The 11,099-nt window shown below is 56.4% G+C and carries 10 protein-coding genes; 7 read left to right on the top strand and 3 right to left on the bottom strand.

All coding sequences use genetic code 11. The annotated features are described in order from the left end of the window. Positions 1-50 precede the first annotated feature (50 nt). The 3 genes from HBM95_00845 to HBM95_00835 form a co-directional block, all read right to left on the bottom strand. Positions 51-659 (bottom strand): glutathione S-transferase, encoded by a 609-nt coding sequence (locus HBM95_00845; protein NIH41501.1) that lies wholly within the window; start codon positions 657-659, stop codon positions 51-53. Positions 660-749: 90 nt separating this feature from the next. Continuing rightward, a complete protein-coding gene (locus tag HBM95_00840; protein NIH41500.1) occupies positions 750-1,886 on the bottom strand; it encodes an HlyD family secretion protein in 1,137 nt (378 codons plus the stop codon). 2 nt (positions 1,887-1,888) lie between these two features. Beyond that, complete coding sequence (locus HBM95_00835) at positions 1,889-2,245, bottom strand: DUF3302 domain-containing protein (protein NIH41499.1); 357 nt, start codon at positions 2,243-2,245, stop codon at positions 1,889-1,891. Between the two features lie 636 nt (positions 2,246-2,881). Between HBM95_00835 and HBM95_00830 the strand changes: the two genes are divergently transcribed. The 7 genes from HBM95_00830 to lldD all read left to right on the top strand — a co-directional run bounded on the left by HBM95_00830 (position 2,882) and on the right by lldD (position 10,990). Further along, positions 2,882-4,789: a PTS mannitol transporter subunit IICBA gene (locus HBM95_00830; protein ID NIH41498.1), complete on the top strand. Its 1,908-nt coding sequence runs from the start codon at positions 2,882-2,884 to the stop codon at positions 4,787-4,789. Between the two features lie 103 nt (positions 4,790-4,892). After that, positions 4,893-6,041, top strand: a complete 1,149-nt coding sequence (mtlD, locus tag HBM95_00825) for a mannitol-1-phosphate 5-dehydrogenase (protein ID NIH41497.1) — start codon at positions 4,893-4,895, stop codon at positions 6,039-6,041. After that, on the top strand, positions 6,038-6,628 hold the full coding sequence (locus tag HBM95_00820; GenBank protein NIH41496.1) for an MltR family transcriptional regulator: 591 nt from the start codon (positions 6,038-6,040) through the stop codon (positions 6,626-6,628). The genes mtlD and HBM95_00820 overlap by 4 nt, the downstream gene beginning before the upstream one ends. A 58-nt stretch (positions 6,629-6,686) precedes the next feature. Further along, positions 6,687-7,049 (top strand): YibL family ribosome-associated protein, encoded by a 363-nt coding sequence (locus tag HBM95_00815; GenBank protein NIH41495.1) that lies wholly within the window; start codon positions 6,687-6,689, stop codon positions 7,047-7,049. 331 nt (positions 7,050-7,380) lie between these two features. Then, positions 7,381-9,036, top strand: coding sequence for an L-lactate permease (gene lldP, locus HBM95_00810; protein NIH41494.1), 1,656 nt, complete (start codon positions 7,381-7,383; stop codon positions 9,034-9,036). Continuing rightward, complete coding sequence (gene lldR, locus HBM95_00805) at positions 9,033-9,806, top strand: transcriptional regulator LldR (protein ID NIH41493.1); 774 nt, start codon at positions 9,033-9,035, stop codon at positions 9,804-9,806. The genes lldP and lldR overlap by 4 nt, the downstream gene beginning before the upstream one ends. Next, complete coding sequence (gene lldD / locus HBM95_00800) at positions 9,803-10,990, top strand: quinone-dependent L-lactate dehydrogenase (GenBank protein NIH41492.1); 1,188 nt, start codon at positions 9,803-9,805, stop codon at positions 10,988-10,990. The genes lldR and lldD overlap by 4 nt, the downstream gene beginning before the upstream one ends. Positions 10,991-11,099: the final 109 nt, after the last annotated feature.

The raw sequence follows: 11,099 nt of genomic DNA, 5'->3' as shown, positions 1-11,099 counted from the left end.
CTGGGGTGCCAACGCACATGCAGCTTGAAGTATGACGGGTATAACCCGCGTCAAGCCTTTGGCGGTTCTGTACGGGCAAAGCTCTCGCGGCTAAAGAGCGTTTCGGCAAGTTTCACCAGCAGCGGACGGTCTACGCACCAGCCTGGGGACACCCGGCGGAAGTTGAGATAGCCGATGGCGCAGGCGATGGCGATGGTTGCCAGGTTCAGGCTGTCGGTGTGGATCTTGCCCTCCCGGATAAGCTGTTCGCACATATCCAGACTGCGGCTGATTTTTTCCCGCTGGCGCAGCAATTCGTTTTCTGACTGCTGCGCGGCGGGACGCGCCTGCTCGCGTACGGAGGTGAGTGCCGCATCCATAATGCCATCGGCCAGGGCTTCAATTTGCTTCACCGCCAGCGCCGCTTTAGGGTCAGACGGCAGCATTGCCGGGGCAACGCCCAGCAGTTCGACATACTCCGCAATGATGGGGGAATCGAACCAGTATTCGCCCTCGTCCGTTACCAGCGCCGGAACTTTCCCCAGCGGGTTATACTGCGCGACGCCGTTTTCGGCGTTGTAGGGCTGCTCATTAACGAATTCAAATTCAATCCCTTTCTCCAGCAGGAGAATCGAGATTTTTCGCACGAAGGGACTGGTGTAGCTACCGATGAGTTTCATTGCCTGATCCTTGATGCCGGGAAAAAGTCAGTATGGATCAAGCGATGAAAAAAGGGCAGGTATGTGTGTCGCATTCCTGCCCCGGAAGGATTAGTGATCGAGATAGAGGTAGTGCATCCAGCTGGTCATACGCAGCAGCACTTTACGCATCACCGAGACGTGGGCGAAATGATCCGAATAGACCGCCACCTGGGCATAAATGCCGTCCGGCAAAGCATCGACGTCGGCGTTAGGCTCCAGCTCAATCAGCGCCTGTACGCCATCCGTACCCGGCGCGACGGTCAGTGCCTGCAACGCGCCCTGCGCCTGATACGACCCGCCCGGCACCACCGGCAGAACGCTGGTGAGCTTACCGGTGAACACCTGGCCCGGCAGCGCGTTAAACACCACTTCCGCTTCATCGCCCGGCTTCAGGCGCAGCAGCGAATTCTGACGGAACTGGGCCACAATCTGACGCTTCTGTTCAGGAATGAAGACCATCACCGGGCGCAAAGGCAGCGCGGCGGCATAGGTTCCCGGACGAATCAGCACCTGGGTGATATAGCCGTTGCTCGGCGCGCGCACCACGGTCTGATCGAGGTTGTATTTTGCTTCAGCAAGCTGGGCACGTAACGAGGCAATCTGCGACTGCTCGCCGTTCACCATGCTGTCCAGCTGGCTTTGAATCTGCGTCTGTTCAGCAACGGAACCTTTCACCATGGCATCCTGCGCCAGATAGTTCTGCCGCGCGTTATCAATATCGCTTTCAGAGAACGGATTCACCTTCGCCTGGCTGCCTTTCAGGTAGCGCTGATAATCTTTATACAGGCGATCGCGTTCAGCGGAGACGCGTGTCGTATTGGCAACCGCTTCCGACAGCTGCGCTTTCAGATTGTCGATATTGTGCGTCGCGGTCACCAGGTCTGCCTTCAGTCTGTCGACGCGCGCCTGATAGCGGCCCGGATCCAGTTTAAATAACACTTCGCCTTTTTTAATGAGCTGGTTATTTTTATCGGTCACTTCAGTCACCACTCCCGTGACCTGCGGCGTAATCGGAATGGAAATAACCGCTTTTTGCGCCGTAAAGGTATACGGATGGTTATAGTTCATTAGCAGAATAAGTCCGGCAACAATAAACACGCCTCCTAACGTCGCGGTAGCAAGCGTCCACTGGTTTACCGGAATACGGAATATTTTAAAGATTGCCCAGGCAAATGCCACATAGGTCAGAATAATCAACAGATCCATGATTAGCGCTCCAGCGTGTTTTTATCATCAGAGGGCTGAACCGCTGCCAGCTTGTGTTCTAACTCGGCCACGCGTTTGGCCAGCGCATCCATGCCCGGAACCTCATCCGCCCTGGTGATGTGGTTCTGCATACCCCAGCCGCGATCTTCGCGGTACAGGGTGGCCCAAATCCACAGGAATGGCCAGATGGCATGGAGCGTAAACAGGCTGATCCAGCCTGCCGTATGAATAGCATCGGCATGGGGATGATTGCGCTTTTTGGCCATATTATAGGGGATATCATGAATGGCGATGATTCCGTAAAAAAGAACCAGAAATACAAAAATCAACACGCCCAGCGCGAAATAGTTGAGAAACATATTCTCCTCACTTAAACAACGTCAACTCATTAAACTAATAAAACAGCACGCAGCCTAATTAATTTATTTTTAAATTTAAAAGGCACACTGATTATTTCAGAGCCGGGGAGTATCGTTTTTTATAATATCTCCATGCAAGTTTATAAGCGTGTCAAAATATATCCTGAATAATAATATACTCAACCTTACATAATGAGCGTAATTCAGGTTTTAGCTTTCCGCCATACTACATACGAAAAGTGTTTTTTTAGCTTTCCGTGTCACGGAAGGCCATCCTGACGCCGATCCCAGTCGGAGAAATCTGCATAAAAATATTTTGTGAAATCAGTCACAATCCAGAAACAAACTCACGAAACCAAAAAGAGATATACATCACAAAAATCCGTGGTTTTTGCTTCTTTTCTCGCCATCGTATTTTTTTTGCCCACTTATTTTGTGATTCAGATCACCATGAAGGGCGGCACACCCCCTGCATTTACGTGATGGGCATCACATAAATTTTCGCTGTCTGGACAGTTGAACGATTCAGTGCCAGATTTCACAGCATCAGAACAGGGCCCGGCTACCTCTGCCGCCGCACATTAACGATAAACCTCGGGCCGCAAGCCTAAGCGTAAACATAAGAAGGGGTGTTTTATGTCATCCGATTTCAAGATCAAAGTTCAAAGCTTTGGTCGTTTCCTCAGCAACATGGTGATGCCAAATATCGGCGCGTTTATCGCGTGGGGTATTATCACCGCATTGTTTATTCCGACAGGGTGGTTGCCTAACGAAACGCTGGCGAAACTTGTTGGCCCAATGATTACCTATCTCCTGCCGCTGCTCATCGGTTACACCGGTGGTCGTCTGGTGGGCGGTGACCGTGGTGGCGTAGTGGGTGCTATCACGACTATGGGTGTTATCGTCGGTGCGGATATGCCGATGTTCCTCGGTGCGATGATTGCCGGTCCTCTCGGCGGCTGGGCGATTAAGAAATTCGACGTCTGGGTTGATGGCAAGATCAAATCCGGCTTCGAAATGCTGGTGAACAACTTCTCTGCGGGCATCATCGGGATGATCCTCGCGATTCTGGCGTTCCTCGGCATTGGTCCGGCTGTTGAAGTGCTGTCCAAACTGCTGGCGGCGGGCGTTAACTTCATGGTGGCGCACGACATGCTGCCGCTGGCGTCTATCTTCGTTGAACCGGCGAAAATCCTGTTCCTGAACAACGCCATCAACCACGGTATCTTCTCGCCGCTGGGTATTCAGCAGTCTCACGATCTCGGCAAGTCCATCTTCTTCCTGATTGAAGCGAACCCGGGTCCGGGCATGGGCGTTCTGCTGGCGTACATGTTCTTTGGTCGCGGCAGCGCGAAGCAGTCTGCTGGCGGTGCAGCTATCATCCACTTCCTGGGTGGTATCCACGAAATTTACTTCCCGTACGTGCTGATGAACCCACGCCTGATCCTTGCCGTTATCCTCGGCGGTATGACCGGCGTGTTCACCCTGAGCGTGCTGGGCGGCGGCCTGGTCTCTCCTGCTTCTCCGGGCTCTATCCTGGCGGTGCTGGCGATGACCCCGAAAGGTGCGTACTTCGCGAACATCGCGGCGATCTGTGCCGCAATGGCGGTCTCCTTCGTGGTCTCTTCTATCCTGCTGAAAACCAGCAAAGTGAAAGAAGACGACGATATTGAAGCGGCAACCCGCCGTATGCACGACATGAAAGCCGAATCCAAAGGCGCAACCCCGCTGGCGGCTGGCGACGTCTCTAACGACCTGAGCCACGTGCGTAAAATCATCGTTGCCTGCGACGCCGGTATGGGTTCCAGCGCAATGGGTGCAGGCGTGCTGCGTAAGAAAGTGCAGGATGCGGGCCTGACCAACATCTCCGTGACCAACAGCGCCATTAACAGCCTGCCGCCGGACGTTGACCTGGTCATCACGCACCGCGACCTGACCGAACGCGCCATGCGTCAGGTGCCGCAGGCACAGCACATCTCGCTGACCAACTTCCTCGACAGCGGCCTGTACACCAGCCTGACCGAACGTCTGGTTGCCGCGCAGCGTCATGAAGATAATGAAGTGAAAGTGCGTACCAGCCTGCAGGACAGCTTTGACGAGAGCAATGCTCACCTGTTCAAGCTGGGCGCGGAGAACATCTTCCTCGGTCGTACCGCGGCCACTAAAGAAGAGGCGATTCGCTTTGCCGGTGAACAGCTGGTGAAAGGCGGCTACGTTCAGCCAGAATACGTTGAAGCGATGCTGGAACGTGAAAAACTGACGCCGACCTACCTGGGTGAATCCATCGCGGTTCCGCACGGTACGGTTGAAGCGAAAGACCGCGTGCTGAAAACCGGCGTAGTGTTCTGTCAGTATCCTGACGGCGTGCGCTTCGGTGAAGAAGAGGACGACATCGCCCGTCTGGTGATTGGTATCGCCGCTCGCAATAACGAGCACATTCAGGTGATTACCAGCCTGACCAACGCGCTGGACGACGAAACCGTCATTGAGCGTCTGGCTAACACCACCAGCGTTGAAGAAGTTCTGGCCCTGCTCAACAAATAGCAGTCCCTCTTCCCTCTCCCCTTTGGGGAGAGGGCTAGGGTGAGGGGGTAAACGTTCCTCACCCCAGCCCTCTCGGGTAAAAACATTGATTAAGGTTAACACTATGAAAGCATTACATTTTGGTGCAGGTAACATCGGTCGTGGCTTTATCGGTAAACTGCTGGCAGACGCGGGCATTACCCTGACATTCGCCGATGTGAATCAGGTGGTTCTGGATGCCCTGAATGCCCGTCATAGCTATCAGGTCCATGTGGTGGGTGAAAATGAACAGGTTGAAACCGTCTCTGGCGTCAACGCGGTCAGCAGCATCGGCGATGACGTGATTGATCTGATCGCCAGCGTTGACCTGGTGACCACCGCTGTGGGCCCGGTCGTACTTGAGCGTATCGCTCCAGCAGTCGCGAAAGGCCTGGCAAAACGTAAGGTGCAGGGCAACGACGCTCCGCTGAACATCATCGCCTGCGAAAACATGGTGCGCGGTACCACGCAGCTGAAAGGTCACGTCATGGCGGCCGTGGCTGACGAAGATAAAGCCTGGGTTGACGCGCACGTTGGTTTTGTCGATTCCGCCGTGGACCGCATTGTTCCGCCGTCCGAATCCGCCACCCACGATCCGCTGGAAGTGACCGTAGAAACCTTCAGCGAGTGGATCGTCGATAAAACCCAGTTTAAGGGCGCGCTGCCGACCATTCCGGGTATGGAATTAACCGATAACCTGATGGCATTTGTCGAACGCAAACTCTTCACGCTGAACACCGGGCATGCTATAACCGCGTACCTCGGAAAGTTGGCCGGTCATCAGACCATTCGTGATGCGATCCTCGATGAGCAGATCCGCGCGGTGGTAAAAGGGGCGATGGAAGAGAGCGGCGCTGTGCTGATCAAACGCTACGGTTTTGATGCTGATAAACACGCAGCATACATCCAGAAAATCCTCGGCCGCTTTGAAAACCCGTATCTGAAAGATGACGTTGAGCGCGTGGGCCGTCAGCCGCTGCGTAAGCTGAGCGCGGGCGACCGCCTGATTAAGCCGCTGCTCGGCACGCTGGAATACGGTCTGCCGCACGCCAATCTGGTGAAAGGAATTGCCGCCGCGATGCACTACCGCAGCGAGCAGGATCCGCAGGCGATTGAGCTGGCTCAGCTGATTGATGACAAAGGCGCGCAGGCTGCGCTGGCGCAGATTTCCGGTCTGGACGCCAGCAGCGACGTGGTGGCGGAGGCGGTTAACGCATATAACGCAACCAAATGATACAGAATCCGGCGCAGGTTAGCCTGCGCCCGAATAACAGATTGTCAGATATGCAGGCAATAATGGAACAAACCCAGGCCTTTGAAAATCGTGTGCTTGAGCGTCTGAATGCTGGCAAAACCGTACGAAGTTTCCTGATTGCCGCCGTCGAGCTGTTAACCGAGGCGGTGAACATTCTGGTGCTTCAGGTGTTTCGCAAAGACGACTACGCGGTAAAGTACGCTGTAGAACCGTTACTGGACGGAGACGGACCGCTGGGCGATCTGTCGGTGCGCCTGAAGCTGATTTATGGCCTGGGCGTGCTCAACCGACAAGAGTATGAAGATGCGGAACTGTTAATGGCGCTGCGCGAAGAGCTCAATCATGACGGTAATGAGTATACCTTTACCGATGATGAGATTCTGGGCCCCTTCGGCGAGCTGCACTGCGTTACCGCCCTGCCTCCTGCTCCCCATTTTGATAACAGCGACCCTGAACTGTACGCGATGCAAAAGCTGCGCTATCAACAGGTTGTCCGTTCCACTATGGTCCTCTCCCTGACTGAGCTGATTTCTAAAATCAGCTTAAAAAAAGCGTTTCAGAAGTAAGCCCGTTCACATTGGTGTATCCTTCCCTGTAAATTCCCCGTTTTCAGAGTCATTTGTCATGAAAGAAGTCGAAAAGAACGAAATTAAACGCCTGAGCGACCGCCTGGATCTGATCCGTCACCAGATGGCTGGCCTGTCGCTGGTCGATTCCGCCGAGAAGTACGCCGAGCTGGAGAAAGAGACCGCGAAGCTGGAAGCTGAAATCGAGCGCCTGCGCGAAGTGAAAGGCCAGAAGCTGAGCAAAGAAGCGCAGAAGCTGATGAACATGCCGCACCGCCGCGCGATCACCAAAAAAGAGCAGGCTGACATGGGTAAGCTGAAGAAAAGCGTCCGTGGCCTGGTGGTGGTGCACCCGATGACCGAGCTTGGCCGCGAAATGGGCCTGAAAGAGATGACGGGCTTTTGTAAGACCGCGTTCTGATACCTTCCCCCTCACCCTCTCCCCAAAGGGGCGAGGGGACTGTACGGTGCTGTTTTCTCCCTCTCCCCGTGGGAGAGGGCCGGGGTGAGGGCAGCAGGCCACACTCCCGCTTCAAATTGGCCCAACCAATCCCCCTTTACTTTCTTCCCTGGTTCACAATTCCATTATTTCCGCTCACAAAACCATTGCTAGCTCATAACATCTGGTTAACCATTCATTGTCATTAACCCTACAACACAATATTGGCAGGACCACTTTTACACAGTTTGTGATGCAGAGATGAGCGGAGACTCACCCGCAGCGCAGGCTGTCTGGTCCCCAGGAGACCTGCATGAGCCTCTGGCAACAAAACTACGACCCGGCCGGAAATATCTGGCTGTCGAGCCTGATCGCATCGCTTCCGATCCTGTTCTTCTTCTTTGCGCTGATTAAGCTCAAGCTGAAGGGCTACCTCGCCGCGACGTACACCGTTGCCATCGCCCTACTGGTGGCGCTGTTCTTCTATAAAATGCCGATCGATCGCGCGCTGGCCTCCGTCGTCTACGGTTTCTTCTACGGCCTGTGGCCGATTGCGTGGATCATCATCGCGGCGGTCTTTGTCTATAAAATCTCGGTGAAAACCGGGCAGTTCGACATTATCCGCTCGTCGATTCTCTCCATCACGCCAGACCAGCGTTTACAGATGCTGATTGTCGGCTTCTCCTTCGGGGCGTTCCTGGAAGGTGCTGCCGGATTTGGCGCGCCGGTGGCGATTACCGCCGCGCTGCTGGTCGGCCTGGGCTTTAACCCGCTATATGCCGCGGGCCTGTGCCTGATTGTGAACACCGCCCCGGTGGCCTTTGGCGCGATGGGGATCCCGATTTTGGTGGCCGGACAGGTGACCGGGCTGGACAGCTTCGAGATTGGCCAGATGGTAGGCCGCCAGCTGCCGTTCCTGACTATTATCGTGCTGTTCTGGATCATGGCGATTATGGACGGCTGGCGCGGCGTGAAGGAGACCTGGCCTGCGGTGATGGTGGCGGGAGGTTCGTTCGCCATTGCCCAGTACCTCAGCTCGAACTTCCTGGGCCCGGAACTGCCGGACATTATCTCTTCGCTGGTATCGCTGGTCTGTCTGACGCTGTTCCTGAAACGCTGGCAGCCAGTGCGCATCTTCCGCTTTGCCGACATGGGCGCGTCGCATGTGGATCAGACCCTCGCCCGCACGGGCTATACTGCAGGACAGATCGTTCGCGCCTGGTCACCGTTCCTGTTCCTGACCGCAACGGTAACGCTGTGGAGCATTCCGCCGTTTAAAGCGCTGTTCGCTCCCGGCGGCGCGCTGTACGACATGGTGATTAACATCTCCGTGCCGTTCCTCGACAAGATGGTCGCCCGTATGCCGCCAGTGGTGCATGCCGCCACGCCGTATGCCGCGGTCTATAAATTCGACTGGTTCTCCGCCACCGGTACCGCCATCCTGTTTGCGGCACTCCTTTCCGTGGTATGGCTGCGCATGAAACCAGCCGCCGCGGTACAGACCTTTGCGGCGACCATTAAAGAGCTGATGCTGCCGATCTACTCCATCGGCATGGTGCTGGCGTTCGCGTTTATCTCGAACTACTCCGGCCTGTCGTCGACGCTGGCGTTAGCGCTGGCCCACACCGGACACGCGTTCACCTTTTTCTCGCCGTTCCTCGGCTGGCTGGGGGTGTTCCTGACGGGTTCAGATACCTCGTCTAACGCCCTGTTTGCTGCCCTGCAGGCAACGGCGGCCCAGCAGATTGGCGTGTCGGACATCCTGCTGGTGGCCGCGAATACCACCGGCGGCGTAACCGGCAAAATGATCTCTCCACAATCCATCGCCATTGCCTGTGCGGCGGTGGGACTGGTCGGTAAAGAGTCGGATCTGTTCTGCTTTACCGTGAAACACAGCCTGATATTTACCTGCATGGTGGGCGTGATCACCACCCTGCAGGCCTATGTCTTAACCTGGATGATCCCATGATAGTGATGCCCAGACGCCTGTCCGACGAGATTGCCTCTCGCGTGCGGGCGCTGATTGAAGAACAACAGCTGGAAGCGGGCATGAAGTTGCCCGCCGAGCGCCAGCTTGCCGCCCAGCTTGGCGTATCGCGTAACTCACTGCGCGAGGCGCTGGCCACGCTGGTCAGCGAAGGGGTGCTGGTGAGCCGTCGCGGCGGTGGCACCTTTGTGCGCTGGCAGCATGACGACTGGTCCGAGCAAAACATCGTGCAGCCGCTGAAGACGCTGATGGAAAACGACCCGGACTACAGCTTCGACATCCTTGAAGCGCGTCACGCCATCGAAACCAGTACCGCCTGGCACGCGGCGATGCGGGCAACCGAGGCCGACAAAGAGAAGCTCAAAGCCTGCTTTGAGGCCACGCAAAGCAGCGATCCGGATATCGCCTCCCAGGCAGACGTCCGTTTTCACCTGGCGATTGCCGAGGCATCGCATAACGTGGTTCTGCTCCAGACCATGCGCGGGTTCTTCGATCTGCTGCAATCCTCCGTCAAGCAGAGCCGCCAGCGCATGTATCTGGTTCCGCCGGTCTTTGCTCAGTTGACCGAACAGCATGAAGCCGTGCTCAACGCCATTCTGGCCGGTGATGCCGAGGCCGCGCGCAAAGCAATGATGGCGCATCTCGGCTTCGTACACACCACCATTAAACGATTCGATGAAGACCAGGCCCGACAGGCGCGTATTACCCGTCTGCCTGGCGACAGTGATATTTCCAGGGAGAACAAAGCATGATTATTTCAGCAGCCAGTGACTATCGCGCCGCGGCGCAGCGCATTTTGCCCCCGTTCCTGTTCCACTACATCGACGGCGGGGCCTATGCCGAATATACCCTGCGCCGCAACGTGGAAGATCTCTCGGAGGTGGCTCTGCGCCAGCGCGTGCTGAAGAATATGTCTGACCTGAGCCTGGAGACGAAGCTGTTTAACGAAACGCTCTCCATGCCCGTGGCGCTCGCGCCTGTAGGCTTATGCGGCATGTACGCCCGCCGTGGCGAAGTGCAGGCTGCTGCCGCGGCGGATGCCAAAGGCATTCCGTTTACCCTTTCCACCGTCTCAGTCTGCCCGATTGAAGAGGTCGCCCCGACCATCAAGCGCCCGATGTGGTTCCAGCTGTACGTCCTGCGCGATCGCGGCTTTATGCGTAACGCCCTTGAGCGTGCCAAAGCGGCAGGCTGCTCCACGCTGGTCTTTACCGTCGATATGCCGACGCCCGGCGCGCGCTATCGTGATGCCCACTCCGGCATGAGCGGCCCAAATGCTGCGCTCCGCCGCTACTGGCAGGCGGTTACCCACCCGCAGTGGGCGTGGGACGTCGGTCTTAACGGACGTCCGCACGATCTGGGCAATATCTCGGCGTACCTCGGTAAACCGACCGGGCTGGAGGATTACATCGGCTGGCTGGCAAACAACTTCGATCCGTCGATATCCTGGAAAGACCTGGAGTGGATCCGCGAATTCTGGGACGGCCCGATGGTGATCAAAGGGATCCTCGATCCGGAAGATGCCCGCGACGCGGTGCGCTTCGGCGCGGACGGGATCGTGGTCTCTAACCACGGCGGACGCCAGCTCGACGGCGTGCTCTCTTCTGCCCGCGCGCTGCCGGCCATTGCCGATGCGGTGAAAGGCGATATTGCGATTCTGGCCGACAGCGGCATCCGCAACGGGCTGGACGTGGTGCGCATGATTGCCCTGGGCGCAGACAGCGTGCTGCTGGGCCGCGCGTACCTGTATGCGCTGGCCACCAGCGGCCAGGCCGGCGTGGCGAATCTGCTCAACCTGATCGAAAAAGAGATGAAGGTGGCGATGACGCTGACCGGCGCGAAGTCGATTAGTGAGATCAGCAAGGATTCGCTGGTGCAGGAGCTGAGTAAGCTGCCTGCGGCGCTGGCCCCTCTTTCGCAGGGAAACGCGGCCTGATTTTCATCCGTTACTATTTTTTCTCATGCGCCCGACTCCCCCCGGGCGCTTTTTTTGTCGAAAATAACACCTATGTAACATTCTGGATAAGAAAATTTGACACACCCCA

Source organism: Enterobacter asburiae, assembly GCA_011754535.1.
GTDB classification, from domain to species: Bacteria; Pseudomonadota; Gammaproteobacteria; order Enterobacterales; family Enterobacteriaceae; genus Enterobacter; species Enterobacter cloacae_N.
Note: the sequence above shows the minus strand (reverse complement) of the source record. Positions and strands in the feature narration are given on the sequence as shown.

Coding starts and splice junctions, on each gene's coding strand:
- HBM95_00845 (NIH41501.1), bottom strand. CDS start 659: ATGAAACTCATCGGTAGCTACACCAGTCCCTTCGTGCGAAAAATCTCG.
- HBM95_00840 (NIH41500.1), bottom strand. CDS start 1,886: ATGGATCTGTTGATTATTCTGACCTATGTGGCATTTGCCTGGGCAATC.
- HBM95_00835 (NIH41499.1), bottom strand. CDS start 2,245: ATGTTTCTCAACTATTTCGCGCTGGGCGTGTTGATTTTTGTATTTCTG.
- HBM95_00830 (NIH41498.1), top strand. CDS start 2,882: ATGTCATCCGATTTCAAGATCAAAGTTCAAAGCTTTGGTCGTTTCCTC.
- mtlD (NIH41497.1), top strand. CDS start 4,893: ATGAAAGCATTACATTTTGGTGCAGGTAACATCGGTCGTGGCTTTATC.
- HBM95_00820 (NIH41496.1), top strand. CDS start 6,038: ATGATACAGAATCCGGCGCAGGTTAGCCTGCGCCCGAATAACAGATTG.
- HBM95_00815 (NIH41495.1), top strand. CDS start 6,687: ATGAAAGAAGTCGAAAAGAACGAAATTAAACGCCTGAGCGACCGCCTG.
- lldP (NIH41494.1), top strand. CDS start 7,381: ATGAGCCTCTGGCAACAAAACTACGACCCGGCCGGAAATATCTGGCTG.
- lldR (NIH41493.1), top strand. CDS start 9,033: ATGATAGTGATGCCCAGACGCCTGTCCGACGAGATTGCCTCTCGCGTG.
- lldD (NIH41492.1), top strand. CDS start 9,803: ATGATTATTTCAGCAGCCAGTGACTATCGCGCCGCGGCGCAGCGCATT.